Source organism: Pseudomonas veronii, assembly GCF_001439695.1.
Taxonomy (GTDB): Bacteria; Pseudomonadota; Gammaproteobacteria; order Pseudomonadales; family Pseudomonadaceae; genus Aquipseudomonas; species Aquipseudomonas veronii.
In genome coordinates, this window is record NZ_JYLL01000001.1 from 316317 (window position 1) to 332974 (window position 16658).

Below are 16658 nucleotides of genomic sequence, written 5' to 3' on the forward strand. Positions count from 1 at the left end.
AAAGCTACACACTCGTCGTTTTCAGAATGGTCGAGGTCGATCTGGCAGGCCCCGCGGCGCGGAACAACGCCAGGGCCCGCTGATCAGCAGCATAGGCCACATTGATGCGCTGCCACTCGCTGTGTTCACCCGTGGGGCTGAACAGCGCCCCCGGCGACATCAACACGCCGAGTTGCCGCGCACACGCCTGCAAGCGTGAACGGTCGGCCATGCGAGGCCGCGCCCAGACAAACATGCCGCCGGCGGGCACGGCGAACACCTGCCATTCCTCATCCTCCAGCACCTGCAAGGTCGCGGCCATTTGCGCGTTCAGGCGTTTGCGCAGGCGCTGCACCCATTTGCGATAGGTGCCGTTGGCCAGCAACGTGGCCATCACCGCTTCGGCAAAACGCGAGGTGCCGATGCCGGTGAGTGTCTTGAGGTGTACCAATTGCGCAATGATCGGCGAACTGGCGCTGAGGTAGCCGACGCGCAGGGCACTGCTGAGGGTCTTGGAAAAACTCGAGACATAGATCACCCGGTCATCATGGGGCAGCGCCGAGAGCCGCGTGCAACTGGCGTGTTGCAGGTCGGCGTAGACATCTTCTTCGATGATCAGAAAGTCTTCGCTGTGCGCCAGCGCCAGCAAACGCTCGGCCACCTTGCGGCACAGGCTGGTGCCGGTGGGGTTGTGATACAGGCTGTTGATAAACAGGCACTTGGGACGATGGCGACGCAGCAGGGCTTCCAGCGCCGGGACGTCCGGGCCGCCCTGGGTACGCGGCACTTCCAGCAGCGTGACGCCGTGGAAGGCCAACTGACGAAAGAGGTTGCCATAACCGGGGGTTTCCACGACCACCGTGTCGCCGGCCTTGAGCAAGGTGCGGATCAGCAGGTCCTGGGCATGGCTGGCGCCATGGGTGGTGAGAATGCGGTCGAGGCTGGTGGCCACGTGAATCTGGGTCAGGCGCTTGAGCAGTTGCTCGCGCAGCGCCGGCAGCCCCAGTGGCGTGCTGTAGTTGAACAGGCCGCCGGTATCGATGCGGCTGACTTCGCGGATCGCGTAGCTGATGTCATCGCTTTCGCGCCAGGCGTCCGGCAGCCAACCGCAGCCGAGTTTCAACTCGCCCAACGGGCTGTCGGTGAAAGCGCCCCACTCTCGCTCCGCGCCTTCATACCAGTGGCGTTCCTGAGCCACTGGCGGCTGCGCCACCACAAACCCGGAGCCCTGCTTCGAGGTCAGCAGGCCCTGGGCCTCCATGCGCTCGAATGCCTCGATCACGCTGGACTGGCTGAGCAGGTTGTCGAGGGCCAGTTGGCGGATGGACGGCAAGCGTGTACCGGGGCTGACCCCGCTCTTGCGAATCCATTCCGCCACCGCGCTGACGATTTGCTGCACCACCGGTACAAGGGCTTGTCGATCGATCCCTAAATCCATGAGCCACTCACTTAACTATCTGTTATTCAACCCAAAACAGTTAAGCACAGAAGCCCGCTCCAACCGGTCGCCAACAGTAACTAAAGTATTGATTTTATTGACTTATTTACCTCCTGATACACATTGGATCACGGCGTTTTGCCAGCTATGGAAATGCCCCACAGCACCTCAAACTTTTTCGAATGAGGTGCGGCTTGGAGTCCTAGATCGCGGTGGCGCCGCCGTCCACCGCCAGGGCGTGGCCGGTGGTGAACGCCGCACCGTCACTGCACAGGTACAACACCGCACTGGCGATTTCCTCGACCTTGCCGATGCGCCCGACCGGGTGCATGGCCGCGGCGAATTCGGCTTTGCGCGGGTCAGCTTCATAGGCACGGCGGAACATGTCGGTGTCGATCACGGCCGGGCATACCGCGTTGACGCGGATGTTCTTTTTCGCGTACTCGATGGCCGCCGATTTGGTCAGGCCGATCACCGCGTGCTTGGACGCGGCATAGATGCTCATCTTCGGCGCGGCGCCCAGCCCCGCCACCGACGCGGTGTTGACGATCGCACCAGCGCCCTGGGCCAGCAGCAACGGCAATTGGTACTTCATGCACAACCACACGCCCTTGACGTTGACGCCCATGATCGCGTCGAACTCATCGAGGGTGCCGTCCGCCAACTTGCCTTTCTCGATCTCGATCCCGGCGTTGTTAAAGGCGTAGTCCAGGCGGCCATACGCGGCGACGGTCTGCGCCATCAATTGCTGCACATCGGCTTCCAGGGTGACGTTGCAGCGCACGAACTGCGCCTCGCCACCGGCCTCGCGGATCAGCGCGACAGTGCCTTCGCCGCCCGCTACGTCGAGGTCGGCAACCACTACCTTCAAACCTTCGGCGGCAAACGCCAGCGCGGTGGCGCGGCCAATACCGGCGGCGGCGCCGGTGACCAGGGCAACCTGGCCGGAAAACGTCATGCTCATGGGGGATGTCCTATGGGAGAAATAGCCGTGGGCCGAGTCTAGCCAAGCCCGACACGGGCGCGTCAGCACTATCAGAAGGCCGGTTGGCGCTGCATGAATCACAATGATAAGACCGCCCGGCTGACTATCATCGAAGCCTATCGCCAAGCATTCGCAGCCCTCGGCCGACCTTGCCCGCAGGCCAGTATGGGTCTATCAATCAGGCTTCATTTCTCAAGAGTCCTTGCCATGACTGCCCAGACCAACCGCCAGTTCCTGCTCGCCAAACGCCCGGTCGGCGCGGCCACGCGGGAGACCTTCACCTACCAGGAAGTGCCGGTGGGCACGCCACAGGACGGGCAGGTGCTGGTGCGCAACGAATACCTGTCCCTCGACCCGGCCATGCGCGGCTGGATGAATGAGGGCAAATCCTACATTCCGCCCGTCGGCATCGGCGAAGTGATGCGGGCGCTGGGTGTAGGCAAGGTGATCGCCTCGAACACCCCTAAATTCGCCGTCGGGGACTACGTGAACGGCGCCCTGGGGGTGCAGGATTACTTCCTCGGCGAGCCGCGTGGTTTCTACAAGGTCGACCCCACGCTTGCGCCCCTGCCGCGCTACCTGTCGGCGCTGGGCATGACCGGCATGACCGCCTACTTCGCCCTGCTCGAGACCGGCGCACCCAAGGCCGGCGAAACCGTGGTGATCTCCGGCGCGGCCGGGGCGGTGGGCAGCATTGCCGGGCAGATCGCCAAGATCAAAGGCTGCCGCGTGGTGGGCATTGCCGGTGGCGCCGACAAGTGCAAATTCCTGGTGGATGAACTGGGCTTCGACGCCGCCATCGATTACAAACACGAAGACCTGCCCACCGCGCTCAAGCGCGAGTGCCCCAAGGGCGTGGATGTGTATTTCGATAACGTCGGCGGCGACATTCTCGACGCCGTGCTCAGCCGCCTGGCGTTGAAAGCCCGCGTAGTGATCTGCGGTGCGATCAGCCAGTACAACAACAAGGACGCGGTAAAAGGCCCGGCCAACTACCTGTCATTGCTGGTCAATCGCGCACGCATGGAAGGCTTCGTGGTGATGGATCACGCGGCGAACTTTGCCGCCGCCGGGCAGGAAATGGCCGGCTGGATGGCGCAGGGCAAGCTCAAGAGCAAGGAAGACATTGTGGAGGGACTGGAGACGTTCCCGGAGACGCTGATGAAGCTGTTCAACGGGGAGAACTTCGGCAAGCTGGTGCTCAAAGTCAGCTGATACACAGCAGATGTCAATGTGGGAGGGGGCTTGCTCCCTCCCACATGGTTGATCGGTGATCGATCAGGCGATCTCGGCGACGACTGCCGCCAATGCCTTGGCCGGGTCCGCCGCCTGGCTGATCGGGCGGCCGATCACCAGGTAGTCCGAGCCGGCGTCCAGGGCCTGACGCGGCGTGAGGATACGGCGCTGGTCATCCTGGGCGCTGCCCGCCGGGCGAATCCCCGGGGTGACCAATTGCAGCGACGGGTGGGCGGTCTTGAGCGCCCGGGCTTCCAGCGCCGAACAGACCAGGCCATCGAGGCCGGCTTTTTGCGCCAGGGCCGCCAAGCGCAGCACTTGCTCCTGAGGTTCGATATCCAGGCCGATCGCGGCCAGGTCTTCGCGCTCCATGCTGGTCAGCACGGTCACACCGATCAGCAAGGGTTTAGGGCCGCTGCGCTGTTCCAACACTTCACGGCAGGCGGCCATCATGCGCAGGCCGCCGGAGCAGTGTACATTGACCATCCACACGCCCATTTCGGCGGCAGCCTTGACCGCCATCGCGGTGGTGTTGGGGATGTCGTGGAATTTCAGGTCGAGGAACACCTCGAAACCTTTGTCACGCAGCGTGCCGACGATGTCCGCGGCGCAACTGGTGAACAGTTCCTTGCCGACCTTGACCCGACACAGCTTCGGGTCCAACTGGTCAGCCAGCTTCAGTGCGGCGTCACGGGTGGGGTAATCCAGGGCGACGATGATAGGAGTCTGGCAGACGGACATTGGAATGGGCTCTCAGGCAAGTCGAAATCGGCGCGGATTGTAGCGCAAGCGACGCCGTTGCGGGATCCGATGATCGGTAAATACTGACCAAGCGCACTCAGGCGGACCTTTCGGCTATTTGTATCAAAGCAGATACATTCACGACATGCCCTCAACACGCCCTACCGCTAGCCTCGCCCGCACGACCCACCGACCAGCACTACCAGCCATGGGGCTGGGCGCCTATGCTGACCGCTACCACCAGGCAGATGATCGCACTATGCATACTTCCGTCCCGCTGAACGACGAGCAAAAAAACGCGGTGAGCGCCGATGAAAAGCGCTGGAACACCCGCGCGCTGATTGTCGACGACGATGTGCCGATCCGCGAACTGCTGATCGACTACCTGGCGCGCTTCAATATTCTCGCCACCGGCGTCACCGACGGCACCGCGATGCGCGTGGCGATGCAAGCCGAAACCTTTGATGTGGTGGTGCTCGACCTGATGCTGCCGGGCGAAGACGGCCTGTCACTGTGCCGCTGGCTACGCGCCGAGTCGGACATTCCGATCCTGATGCTCACCGCCCGCTGCGAACCCACCGACCGCATCATCGGCCTGGAACTGGGCGCCGACGACTACATGTCCAAGCCGTTCGAGCCGCGTGAATTGGTGGCGCGCATCCAGACCATCCTGCGCCGGGTGCGCGACGACCGCACCGAGCAGCGCGCCAATATCCGCTTCGATAACTGGCGGCTCAACAGCGTGTTGCGCCAATTGGTGGCCGACGATGGCCTGGTGGTGCCGCTGTCCAACGCCGAGTTCCGCCTGCTGTGGGTGTTTATCGAGCGGCCGCGCCGGGTGTTGAGCCGCGAACAGTTGCTGGATGCGGCCCGCGGTCGTTCCATCGAGGCCTTCGATCGCAGCATTGACCTGCTGGTCTCGCGCCTGCGCCAGAAGCTGGGCGATGACCCCAAAGCACCGCAGTTGATCAAGACCGTGCGCGGTGAAGGCTATCTGTTCGACGCACGGGATATCGGCTGATGCGCAACGCCCTCAACACGCTGTTCGGCCGCTTGTTCGGAGTGTTGCTGTTGGCGATTGTACTGGCCCATGCGTTGGCATTTTTCTGGTTCCACCACTATGACCCGCCTCCGCCACCGCGCAAGGACACCTTCGTCGAGCAACCGGACGGCACGATGAGGCCGCTGCCTAAACGCCCTCGCCCATGGTTTGGCGGCCCGGTGGTGCCGCTGACGTTTCAGTTTTTCTCGTTGATCATCGCCGCCTGGTATGGCGCCAAATTGTTGAGCCGGCCGATCCAGCGCCTGAGTGAGGCCGCCGAGCGCTTGAGCCTGGACCTCGACAGCCCGCCTCTCGACGAATCGGGCCCCCGCGAAGCCCAGCAGGCCGCGTCAACCTTCAACCTGATGCAAAAACGTATTCGCGAACAAGTCGGCCAGCGCGCGCGCATGCTCGGCGCGGTCTCCCATGACCTGCGCACCCCGCTGTCGCGCCTCAAGCTGCGCCTGGAGCAGATCGAAGACGCCAAGCTGCAAGGCCAGATGCGCCAGGACCTGAACGACATGATCGGCATGCTCGACGCCACCTTGAGCTACCTGCACGAACAACGCACCAGCGAAAGCCGGCACTGGCTGGATGTGCAGGCGCTGGTGGAGTCGATCAGTGAGAACGCCCAGGACCAAGGTTCCAATGTGCAATGTGCCGGCACCTGTGCGCCTTTGCAGGTGCAGCCGATGGCGTTGCGTTCATGCCTCAACAACCTGATCGACAACGCCTTGCGCTACGCCGGCAGCGCGCGCGTGGAACTGGAGGACAGCCGCGAGGCCCTGACCATCCGCGTGATTGACCACGGCCCCGGGATTGCCGCCGACAAGCGCGAGGCGGTGTTCGAACCGTTCTATCGGCTGGAAGGCTCGCGCAACCGCAACTCCGGCGGCGTGGGCCTGGGCATGACCATCGCCAAGGACGCGGTGGAACGCCTGGGCGGGCGGTTGAGCCTGGAGGAAACCCCGGGCGGCGGGTTGACCGCCGTGATGTGGTTGCCCCGCGCCTGACGGCCAACGCCCGCCAGCCCCCCCATAAATCTTGGTCAATCAGCTACAGCGGTTCGTCTTCGCGGCGGCTCTGGGCCTGGGTCGCGCTCCAATCCATCAGCAGGCTGTACGCCACGGCGAGCAAGGTCGGGCCGATAAACAGGCCGATGAAGCCAAACGCGATCAGGCCGCCGAATACCCCGAGCAACACGATCACCAGCGGCAGGTTGCCGCCACGGCTGATCAGGTACGGCTTGAGCACGTTGTCCACGCCGCTGATGATGAACGTGCCCCACACGCCGAGGAACACTGCGTAGGTGTAATCGCCCTTCCACGCCAGCCAGGCCGTGGCCGGAATCCACACCAGCGGCGGCCCCATGGGGATCAGGCTGAGCAGGAACGTGACGATACCCAGCACCAGCGCGCCCGGCACCCCGGCGATCAGGAAGCCGATCAGCGCGAGCACGGCCTGGGCGGCGGCCGTACCGATCACGCCATTGACCACGCGCTGCACGGTGCCGGCCACCAGTTCGATGTAGTAACCGGCACGTTCGCCGATCAAGCGCTCCAGCAGGCGGTGGACGAACATCGCCAGGCGCGGCCCGTCACGGTAGAAAAAGAACACGAACACCAGGCTGAGGGTCAGTTCCAGGATGCCGCCGCCGATCTGCGCGCTGCGCGCCAGCAGCCAGTTGCCCACCTGCCCCAGGTACGGCTTGAGGCTGACCATCAGCGCCGCGCCCTGCTGGTCGATGCTGTCCCACATCGCCACCAGCCGTTCTCCGACAAAGGGAATCGACCCCAACCAGGCCGGTGCCGCCGGCAAACCGTCGACCTGAATATCCTTGATCAACGTCACCGCGTCGCGCACATGGTCCGCGAGGTTGAACCCCAGCCATACCAGCGGCACCGCCACCAGCAGCATCCAGCCCAAGGTCAGGATGCCAGCGGCCAGGGATTCGCGGCCGCCCAGCCAGCGGGTCAGCAACACCATCAGCGGCCAACTGGCAAACGCCAGCACCGCCCCCCAGAACAGCGCCGACCAGAACGGCGCCATCACCCAGAAGCTGGCACCGAACAGCACCAGCAGCAGGATTTGCACCAGCAGGCGATCGTTATTGAGCATGGAGTTTCTCTAGGAAAAGGCTGAAGGCAGTCAGTTTAGGCGAACGGCGCGGGTCCGTTCGCCCTGTTTCGGTCAGCGTATCAGATGCAGGTGCAGGCCTTTGGCTGGCTCGGTACCGGTTTCCAAGCGTGCGGCCCGCACGCCCTTGTCAATCAGGGCCTGGCGCCACGCTTCGGCATGGGGGCCGGTCAAACTGACACGCAGGGTGGTGTCGAGGTTCAAACCGCGAGAAATCAGGGTCAACCAGGTGGCATCGGGGTCTGCACCCAAAGCCGGGAAATCCAGCTCACCGGTGCTTTTGAGTTCGCGCAACAGCGTGGCGGAGGTCGGCAGCAGTTCCCCGAGCGGGGCGTCGGCATCGATCTGTTCGACATGCAGGTAAGCCCGGCGATTGCCGCGGGTGATGCCGTACAACGCCACCAGGGAATTGTCCTGCGGGGCGGCCAGACGCAACAGCAGGTATTCCTGCTGGCCATCGGCGCCGACCAACTTGGCATTACCGAACACTTCATTGGCCCACAGGCTGCTTTCACCGCAGTCACGGGCCTGGCACCAGAACAACAGCTGCGCGCCCTGCTGCTGCAGCGCTTCGCGCGTGGCGGTGAACGCAGCGCTGGAGGTGTGCTCGGCGGGCAGTTCATAGGTGATGGCGGTGGCCTGGCCGCGCGCGGTGGCCTGGGCTTCGTAACGCAACTGGCCGCTGATCTTGCGGATCGCGCCCATGGGGTAGATGCGCTCTTTTTCTTCGGCGGGACGATAATCGACGATTTGCGCGTCGACCTGACGGGCCACGGCGGGCAAGTCCTGGCTACCCGGCACATCGGCGGCGAACACCAACGGGCTGAACACACACAGCCCGAGGGCACGGATACAGCCTTTACGCACGCTCATCGGATAGTTGAGCCCTGGCCATCGGAGGTCGCAGCAGTTTCAAGATCGGTGTTGAGATCGTTCATGGTTGACTCCCTTTCAATCCGCCCAGCCTCGGCAGTTGACCGCGCCAAGTCAAGGTGCAGAGAAGAACCGATTGAAACAGTCTGCAACAAGGACCGCGCCCGCCTCGTCATTCAAGTGCAAATGATGGCCACCGGGCAGGGTCGTCACGGTAAACGGTAGCTGGGAAAGCAATTCGGGATGTCTCGCCAGCATGCCGTCAGCGGCGACCACCAGTTGAGTAGGACAACCTACGCGGCGCACGAAAGCCATGGCTTGCTCGTCGGTCAGACGCATCGGCGATGCCAGGGTCAAGCGGCTGTCCGTTCGCCAGGTGTAACCGCCCGGCACCGGCATCAACCCGCGCTGGGCCAGCAGTTCAGCAGCTTCGCGGCTGACGGCCACCAGCCCTTTCATCCGCGCTTCGACGGCGCGATCAAGGTTGCTGTAGACCGGCTTGCGCTTGCCCTGCAGGTTCAATTGCGCCTGCAACGCCATGCCCAGGCGTTCGGCGGCGTTCTCGCCGGAGGCGGTCGGCGGGATCACACCGTCGATCAAACCCAGGTGCGTCACCCGCTCCGGCAAGGCACCGGCCAATACCAGAGAGACGATGGCGCCGAGGGAATGGCCAAGTAATGCAAAACGTTTCCAGCCCAGTTGTTCGGCGACCTGCAGCACATCGTGGACGTAATCCCACAAGGCATAACCGGCCCCCGTCGGACGATGCGCCGAATGCCCGTGGCCGGCCATGTCGAGGGCGACGATACGCATGCCCTGCAGTTTCGGCGCCAACCGCGCGAAGCTGTTGGCGTTGTCCAGCCAGCCATGCAAGGCGATCACCGGCAGACCGTCTTCGGGACCGAACAGATGCGCGGCCAATTCGATATGCGGCAGGCTCAGGCGCACTTCTTCGACCGGCGTACTCATGCGCAACTGCGCTCGCGGGCTTCCCAACGGGCGAACAGTTGCTTGAGCAAGATCGCGGTGTCCTGGGGGCGTTCGAGGGGGAACATGTGGCCGCCGGGCATGGTGAGCATTTCTCCCATGGGCAGGCGCCCGACGCCGCTGGCGTGGTGGCGCATCACCACCCGGCTCTGGCGCCCGCGCACCACCGCCAGCGGCACTTTCAACTGGCGCACCTGGCCCGGGCTGGTATGGGGCACGCCCCGGTAGATACTGATTTCAGTGGCCGGATCGAAACGCAGGCGCAGGCGATCGCCGACCTGATACAGGCCATGTTGCAGGTAAGCGTCGAAGCATTCCGGGTCGAAGCCGCGAAACAGGGTCTTGCCGGCGAAGTAACTGCGCGCGGCGTCCAGGTCGGCGAATTCTTCACGGCGGCCCAGGGTGCGCCCGGCCGGGGTGAGGCGGTCGATAAAACCAAAGCGCTTGGCGGCGCGGATCACCCAGCGGTCGGCACGGGTCAGCACCGGCGAGTCGAGCATCACCACGCCGCGATACAACTGCGGGCAGCGCATGGCCGCGTGCAAATGCAACACGCCGCCCAGGGAATGGCCCACGCCCCACACCGGCTCGGGCTGCTGTTGCAGATGGTGGATCAGTTCGTCCACCAGGTTCTGCCAGTTGTCGTCCACCGGAAACCGTGGATCGTGGCCGTGCTGCGGCAGGTGCGCGACGGTATATTCCGGGGCCAGGCCGGCAAACAACTTGCCGTAGGTAGCCGAAGGGAAGCCATTGGCGTGGGCAAAAAACACGTGCTGCGACATACCGGTTCCATCTATAAAAACAGACATTGATTGTCACCACGCCCGACCGTTCCGGCAATGACCGTAACCGCCAGGAATGATGACACTCACGCCACGCCTATCGCGCCGGCGGGTTCTCGCCCAGGGGCACTACGGCCATGGTCAGGCGCGAGACGCAGCTGGACTTGCCATCATCGTTGGTCAGGCGGATGTCCCACACCTGGGTGGTGCGGCCGATATGAATCGCCCTCGCCACCGCCGTCACCCGCCCGCTGCGCACCCCGCGCAGGTGGTTGGCATTGACCTCGAGGCCGACGCAATAGAACTTGCTCGCATCGATGCACAGGTAGGCCGCCATGGAGCCGACGCTTTCGGCCAGCACGACCGACGCGCCGCCGTGCAGCAGGCCGTAGGGCTGATGGGTACGCTGATCGACCACCATGCTGGCGGTCAGGGATTCTTCGTCGAAACTTTCGAAGCGAATGTCCAGCACTTCACCGATGGTGTTTTTCTGCAGAGCGTTGAGTTGTTCGATATTGGGTTGGGTGCGCCACAGGCTCATACCGTTGTCCCTATTGGTTATATGATGGCCCTAATCCTGCCACAGAATGACTTCGGTGCGCTCGCTCCACACCTGAAACTGTGGGCCGTAGGTCGATTCGATGACATTGCGCCTGATCTTCAAGGTCGGTGTCAGGAAGCCGTTTTCCACCGCCCAACTGTCTTTCACCACCACCAATTGACGCAGGCGCTCATGCTTGTCCAACGCCGCGTTGACCTGCTCCAGCCAGCGTTCAAGGCTGCCGTGCAAGGCCTGGCGCGCATCCGCCGGGCCCGCCGCCGACAGCACGCACAGGCCCATCGGCGCAGGCAGGCCGTCGCCGACCACACACACCTGTTCGATCCGTGCATGTTCGGCCAGGCGGTTTTCGATTGGCGCCGGGGCCACGTACTTGCCCTTGCTGGTCTTGAAGATTTCCTTGAGGCGCCCGGTCAGGCGCAGACGGCCCTCGGCGTCCTGCTCGCCCTTGTCGCCGGTGCGCAGGAAGCCGTCCGGGGTGAGGGTTTCGGCGGTTTTTTCCGGGTCCTTGAAGTAACCGAGCATGGTCGCGCCACTGCGCACCTGCACTTCGCCGAGCGGGTCGATACGCACTTCAACGCCCGGGCATGGCAGGCCGATCCAGCCGATTGTCTGCTGGCCGGGGCGACACACATGGGAATAGCCGCAACTCTCGGTCATGCCGTACACCTCCAGCACATCCAGGCCCAGGCGCTGATACCAGCGCAACAAGGCTTCGGGCACCGGCGCCGCGCCGGACAGCGCAATGCGTAACGCGTCCAGGCCCAGGCCGGCCAGCACCTTGCGGCCCACGCGTTTGCCGATGAAGGGCAGCCGCAACAGGCGCTCCAGGCGCGTCGCCGGGATCTTGCCGTAGACGCCCATCTGGAATTTGGTCCAGATACGCGGCACCCCGAACAGCGCCGTCGGCCGTGCCCGACGCAGGTCCCTCAGAAAAGTCTCAAGGCTTTCGGCGAAATACACGGTTTGCCCGGTATAGATCGCCGCCAATTCCACAAACATCCGCTCCGCCACATGGCACAAGGGCAGGTACGACAGCAGCCGGTCACCCTCCCCCAGGCCGAACAATTCGGTGCCACCGGTGGCGGCAAAGCCCAGGGCGCCGAAGCTGTGCATCACGCCCTTGGGCAGGCCGGTGGTGCCGGAGGTGTAGATGATGGTGGCCAGATCCGACGCGGCAGGTAGCGGCTGATCCTGGATCGGTGAACAGGCTTGCAGCTCGGTCCAGCTGAAATCCAAGTCACCCGCCGGACACAGCGGCAGGCCGATGGTGGGCACGTCGGCCGGAACCCCGGGCGCCATGGCGGGCCAGTCATCGAGCTTGCCGATGAACACCAGCGCCGCCTCGGAGTGCTTCAGCACATGGGCGACGGAATCGGCGGTGAGGTTGGGATAGAGCGGCACCGAGACATGCCCGGCCATCCAGATGGCCAGGTCGGCGATGATCCAGTGCGCGCAATTTTTCGAGATCAGGGCTACGTGCGAACCCTGGGGCAGTTCCCTCGCACGCAGCCAATGCGCGGCGCAGCGGGCCTGGTGGCCGACCTCGGCCCAAGTGAGGGTCTGTACCTCGTCGCCGCCGACGGGCTGCACCAGGAAGGGTTTGCGCGGATGCCGCGCTTCACGTTCGAAGAAGACCTGCAACGGCAAACGAAAAGCGACGGGCATGGGACGCGCTCCTTTGTGGTCCGATGATAGCCAACCAAGCACTTGCTCGGCTGACTATATAGCACACACAAAGCAGTGAAAGCGCCTACGGATGTTTCACACTGACCAGGCTCATCAGCCCCGCCAGCGGGCATTCCCCCTCCAACTCCGCCAGGCTGGCGGTGTACATCGGCAGCGGTTGACGCTGATGACCATGCTGCAAAAAGCTGATCAGGCTGCCGACCAGCGGCTGATGGCTGACCAGCAGCACATTCTCATCCGTGTCGAGCTTTTCCAGCACCTGCTGCGGATTGCCGTCCGGTGTCAGCCAGGGCACGGTGCGGATGTCCGGCACGAAGCCCAGCGCTTCACGCACCAACTGCGCGGTCTGCTGCGCCCGTACATACGGGCTGGCAATGATCGCGCTGATGGGCTGGCCGATCAGGTGCGCCGCGCTGCGCAAGACTTCGGCGCGGCCATGCTCGGTCAGCTCGCGCTCGGCATCGGTGCGGGCATGCGCTTGGGCCTCACCGTGCCGCAAAATCCACAGTTTCACAGTTTTGGCTCTTCATCGCGCACCGGGTGCGGTGCTGGCGGCACGCTGTGGGCGGCTTCGCCTTCCGGCGCACGCGGCGTCGGCCAGTCGGCGAATGGCCAGGGCTTTTGCTCGGTGTGGAAACTGCCGAAGCGGCCGATCTGCGCGAGGAACTGGCTCAGGCTGTCGCCAAAATTCATCAGGCCCAGGTTCGGCGCGCCGTAGACCAGCCGGTAAATCAGTTGCACCACCACCAACGCACCGAGCAGGAATTGCGCCACTTGCCACACCAGGGCAAACACCAGCATCCACAAGATGCGCAGGGCGATGGACTCGTACTTGGGAGCTGCTTTCGGATCGTTCATGACGCGTTCCTCAGTTGAAACCACTGGTGGAAATAAAGTCGACATCGGTTTTCGGCTCGGCGCGCATCAGCAATTCGATGACCTGATTCAGGGTGCGCCCTTCAAACAGGATCGCGTGCAACCCGGCGACCAGCGGCATGTACACGCCGGCCTCCTGGGCCTTGGCCTTGAGCACCTTGAGGGTATTGACCCCTTCGGCCACTTCGCCCAGGCGCGCCACGGCGTCCTCCAGGCTCAGGCCCTGGCCGAGGGCGAAACCGACCTGATAGTTACGGCTTTTCGGCGACGAGCAGGTGACGATCAGGTCGCCCACGCCCGCCAGGCCCAGGAACGTCATCGGGTTGGCGCCCTGGCTCACCGCGAAGCGGGTCATTTCCGCCAGCGCGCGGGTGATCAGCATGCTCTTGGTGTTCTCGCCCATGCCCAGCGCCACCGCCATCCCGGCAATGATCGCGTAGACGTTTTTCAGCGCACCGCCCAGCTCGACGCCGAAACGATCGCCACTGGCGTACACGCGGAAGGTGCGCCCATGCAGCACGGCCTGGACCCGCTCACACAGTGCTTCATCTTCACTGGCGATCACGGTGGCGGTCAGCGCATGTTCGGCCACTTCCCGCGCCAGGTTCGGCCCGGACAGCACGCCGATGCGCGCCTGCGGGGCGATCTCTTCGAGGATTTCGCTCATCAGCTTGAAGGTGTGCGCCTCGATGCCCTTGGTCAAACTGACCAGCAGCTTGCCCGCCAGGCGTTCGGCGTGAGGCGCGAGTACCGAACGCAACGCACTCGAAGGCAGCGCGACGAAACACAGCTCGCAGGCCTCCAGGGTCGCCTGCAAGTCGGTGACCGGCTCGACCGCCGGATGAATCTTGATGCCTTTAAGGTAACGAGGGTTTTCTCGATGGACGCGAATGGCCTCGGCCTGTTCGGGATCGCGCATCCACTGGCGCACCGCATGACCGTTCTCAGCCAGCAGGTTAGCCACGGCGGTACCAAAACTTCCGCCTCCCAGGACCGCAATAGGGCGCTGTTCAGTCATATGCAATCCGTTAATCCATACCAGTGGCGATGGCCGCATTATACGGAGCCCCCCGCTTGCGGCCAGCCCCCGTATCAATTCACACGCCTGTCGGAAAATGCCATAGCGACGCGGGGTAATTGCAAAGGCGACGACTGGCAAATGGCCCGGCCTCGGTTAACATGGTCGGCTATCCGTAATTATCAAGGCCGTGCCGTGTATTTGGGCCCTCCTCCCCGTTCATCGTTGTGGTTGATGCTGTTGTGCAGCGGCGCGGTGTTCGCCGACGACCTGTTCCTCGACAACCAACCGCTGCCACAGGTGCTGACTGCCACTCGCCTCAAACAATCGGCCGCCGCCGTGCCCGGCAGCATGACCGTGATCGACAGCGAACTGATCAAGGCCAGCGGCGCGCGGGACATCGCTGAGTTGCTGCGGCTGGTGCCGGGCATGATGGTCGGCTACACCAGCGGCAACCAGGCGGCGGTGAACTACCACGGCACCAATGCCAGCGATGCGCGACGCATGCAGGTCTTGATCGACGGCCGCTCGGTGTACCGCGCAGGCCTGGCCACGGTGGACTGGAGCGATATTCCGGTGGCCATGGAAGACATCGAGCGCATCGAAGTGTTCCGCGGGCCCAACACCGTCAGCTACGGCGCCAATGCGTTGATGGCTGTGGTGAATATCCTCACGCGCTCACCGGCCGACAGCCACGGTTCAAGGGTAAAAGTGGTACGCGGCGAACGCGGGATCAACGACTTCTATGCCAGCCAGGGCGTAGGCTGGGAAACCGGCGACCTGCGCCTGTCGATGTCCGGGCAGCAGGACGATGGCTTTGACAGCAACGCGGTGGGCGCCGACCGTCGTGACGGCCGGCGTCTCAACCGCTTCAGCCTGGCGGTGAGCCAGACGCTGAACACACAACAGAGCATCGACTGGCAACTGAATGCCAAGGAAGGGACCAACCAGCGTCCTTATACCTACACGCCGGTATTCGCCGGGATTACCGAGGGCGGCAACAATTCCGACGTTACCGCCAAGGACTATGCCGGTTCCCTGCGCTGGAATTTCGATTTCAATCCCGAACACAGCCTGTATATCCAGGGCTCGGCCCAACAATGGGACCGCCGGCAGATCTGGAAAGCCTGTGACGCCAAGGTGTCGTTCAGCCCGGAATTGACCCGGCTGTGGCAGCTCAACCCCAATTATGCCGAGCGATTGGCCCGGCATATGGACACCTACAGCCAAGGTGTTGCGCCTCCCGGCAGCGCCGACGAACAAGCACTGGGCAACCAAGTATTGGACCAATGGCGCAACGGCGCCAGCCAGAGCGTATGCGGCGACATCGACCAAAGCACCCGCGAAAGCCGCTACGACCTGGAGATCCAGGACACCCTGAGCCTGTCCGACAGCCTGCGCCTGGTCAGCGGTATGAACTATCGCTATGACCGCGCCGACTCCGACACCTATTTCAACGGCACTCTGGATGACACCACCTGGCGCCTGTTCGGCCAGCTTGAATGGCGCGCCAGCGAGCACTGGTTGCTGCAGGGCGGCGCCATGTACGAAGACACCCACCTGAGCGGCAACTCGCTGACGCCGCGGGTGGCGGTCAACTACCTGATCAACCCGCGCCACGGCCTGCGCGCGGTGTACTCCGAGGCGATCCGTTCCCCGGACATGTTCGAGAACAACGTCAACTGGAGCTATCGCGTCACCAACCTCGACTCGCCGGCCTACGGGCAGAATTCCGGGCAGTACTTCGTGGTCACGCGCGGTCCGGGCAACCTCGACAAAGAACTGATGAAATCCCGCGAATTGGGCTATAACGGCTTTTTTGCCGACATCGGGCTGAACATGGACGTGAAACTGTTCTACGACGAAATCACCGACATGATCAGTTCGCCGCTGCGCAACAATCAGTACATTGCCAGCAACGCCAACAGCTCGCGCTTTACCGGCGCGGAATCCCAATTCGACTGGCGCATGAGCAACGCCGACCGCCTGCGGCTGACCTACGCTTACGTCGACGCCAGCACCAGCAACCCGCTGGACAAGGCGCAAACCGCACGCAACAGCGGTTCGGCCGGCTGGTTGCGCGAATGGGGGCAAGGCTGGTCCAGCGCCCTGTTCTACTATGGCGACGACGCCCTTAACCGCTATCGCTTCGAACGGGTCGACCTGCGGGTCGCCAAGCGCATGGCCCTGGGCAACGCCAACGTGGAACTGGCCGGCATGTTGCAACAACGCCTGGACAACCAGCCCACCACCTGGGCCGACAACAACTACGACCATCGCCAAGTGCTCTACTTCAGCGCGGAGTTAGAGTTCTGAC

The 16658-nt window shown here is 63.5% G+C and carries 16 protein-coding genes; 4 read left to right on the forward strand and 12 right to left on the reverse strand.

Translation table 11 applies throughout. The features are described 5' to 3' along the window. Nucleotides 1-4 precede the first annotated feature (4 nt). Entirely contained in the window at nucleotides 5-1417 is a 1413-nt protein-coding gene (locus TU80_RS01335) for an aminotransferase-like domain-containing protein (protein ID WP_057003696.1), read from the reverse strand. A 202-nt stretch (nucleotides 1418-1619) separates the two neighbouring features. Beyond that, entirely contained in the window at nucleotides 1620-2381 is a 762-nt protein-coding gene (locus TU80_RS01340) for an SDR family oxidoreductase (protein WP_057003697.1), read from the reverse strand. Nucleotides 2382-2609: 228 nt separating this feature from the next. Between TU80_RS01340 and TU80_RS01345 the strand changes: the two genes are divergently transcribed. Continuing rightward, nucleotides 2610-3617 carry an NADP-dependent oxidoreductase gene (locus TU80_RS01345; protein ID WP_057003698.1) on the forward strand — a complete coding sequence of 336 codons (1008 nt, stop codon included), beginning with the start codon at nucleotides 2610-2612 and terminating at the stop codon, nucleotides 3615-3617. Nucleotides 3618-3680: 63 nt separating this feature from the next. On the opposite strand, the gene pyrF is transcribed toward TU80_RS01345, so the two are convergent. Continuing rightward, nucleotides 3681-4379, reverse strand: a complete 699-nt coding sequence (pyrF, locus tag TU80_RS01350; RefSeq protein WP_017846795.1) for an orotidine-5'-phosphate decarboxylase — start codon at nucleotides 4377-4379, stop codon at nucleotides 3681-3683. Nucleotides 4380-4638: 259 nt separating this feature from the next. On the opposite strand from pyrF, the gene TU80_RS01355 reads away from it, so the two are divergent. Both TU80_RS01355 and TU80_RS01360 read left to right on the forward strand, forming a co-directional pair. Continuing rightward, on the forward strand, nucleotides 4639-5400 hold the full coding sequence (locus TU80_RS01355; RefSeq protein WP_046385333.1) for a response regulator: 762 nt from the start codon (nucleotides 4639-4641) through the stop codon (nucleotides 5398-5400). Further along, complete coding sequence (locus tag TU80_RS01360; RefSeq protein ID WP_046384182.1) at nucleotides 5400-6434, forward strand: sensor histidine kinase; 1035 nt, start codon at nucleotides 5400-5402, stop codon at nucleotides 6432-6434. The genes TU80_RS01355 and TU80_RS01360 overlap by 1 nt, the downstream gene beginning before the upstream one ends. Before the next feature lie 43 nt (nucleotides 6435-6477). On the opposite strand, the gene TU80_RS01365 is transcribed toward TU80_RS01360, so the two are convergent. The 9 genes from TU80_RS01365 to TU80_RS01405 all read right to left on the reverse strand — a co-directional run bounded on the left by TU80_RS01365 (nucleotide 6478) and on the right by TU80_RS01405 (nucleotide 14341). Beyond that, nucleotides 6478-7539, reverse strand: coding sequence for an AI-2E family transporter (locus tag TU80_RS01365; protein ID WP_046384183.1), 1062 nt, complete (start codon nucleotides 7537-7539; stop codon nucleotides 6478-6480). A gap of 72 nt (nucleotides 7540-7611) precedes the next feature. Next, complete coding sequence (locus tag TU80_RS01370; RefSeq protein WP_057003699.1) at nucleotides 7612-8430, reverse strand: DUF4892 domain-containing protein; 819 nt, start codon at nucleotides 8428-8430, stop codon at nucleotides 7612-7614. Nucleotides 8431-8544: 114 nt separating this feature from the next. Beyond that, nucleotides 8545-9399, reverse strand: a complete 855-nt coding sequence (locus tag TU80_RS01375; RefSeq protein ID WP_057003700.1) for an alpha/beta hydrolase — start codon at nucleotides 9397-9399, stop codon at nucleotides 8545-8547. Next, complete coding sequence (locus TU80_RS01380) at nucleotides 9396-10199, reverse strand: alpha/beta fold hydrolase (protein WP_057003701.1); 804 nt, start codon at nucleotides 10197-10199, stop codon at nucleotides 9396-9398. The genes TU80_RS01375 and TU80_RS01380 overlap by 4 nt, the downstream gene beginning before the upstream one ends. A 97-nt stretch (nucleotides 10200-10296) precedes the next feature. Beyond that, nucleotides 10297-10740: a hotdog fold thioesterase gene (locus TU80_RS01385; RefSeq protein WP_017846788.1), complete on the reverse strand. Its 444-nt coding sequence runs from the start codon at nucleotides 10738-10740 to the stop codon at nucleotides 10297-10299. 30 nt (nucleotides 10741-10770) lie between these two features. Then, nucleotides 10771-12426 (reverse strand): AMP-binding protein, encoded by a 1656-nt coding sequence (locus TU80_RS01390; protein WP_046384186.1) that lies wholly within the window; start codon nucleotides 12424-12426, stop codon nucleotides 10771-10773. 85 nt (nucleotides 12427-12511) lie between these two features. After that, complete coding sequence (gene sixA, locus TU80_RS01395) at nucleotides 12512-12961, reverse strand: phosphohistidine phosphatase SixA (RefSeq protein WP_057003702.1); 450 nt, start codon at nucleotides 12959-12961, stop codon at nucleotides 12512-12514. After that, nucleotides 12958-13305, reverse strand: a complete 348-nt coding sequence (locus TU80_RS01400; protein ID WP_017846785.1) for a DUF4389 domain-containing protein — start codon at nucleotides 13303-13305, stop codon at nucleotides 12958-12960. The genes sixA and TU80_RS01400 overlap by 4 nt, the downstream gene beginning before the upstream one ends. 10 nt (nucleotides 13306-13315) lie before the next feature. Next, nucleotides 13316-14341, reverse strand: a complete 1026-nt coding sequence (locus TU80_RS01405) for an NAD(P)H-dependent glycerol-3-phosphate dehydrogenase (RefSeq protein ID WP_017846784.1) — start codon at nucleotides 14339-14341, stop codon at nucleotides 13316-13318. Between the two features lie 195 nt (nucleotides 14342-14536). Here TU80_RS01405 and TU80_RS01410 point away from each other — a divergent pair, with 195 nt between their 5' ends. Next, nucleotides 14537-16657 carry a TonB-dependent receptor plug domain-containing protein gene (locus TU80_RS01410; RefSeq protein ID WP_318533470.1) on the forward strand — a complete coding sequence of 707 codons (2121 nt, stop codon included), beginning with the start codon at nucleotides 14537-14539 and terminating at the stop codon, nucleotides 16655-16657. Nucleotide 16658 lies beyond the last annotated feature (1 nt).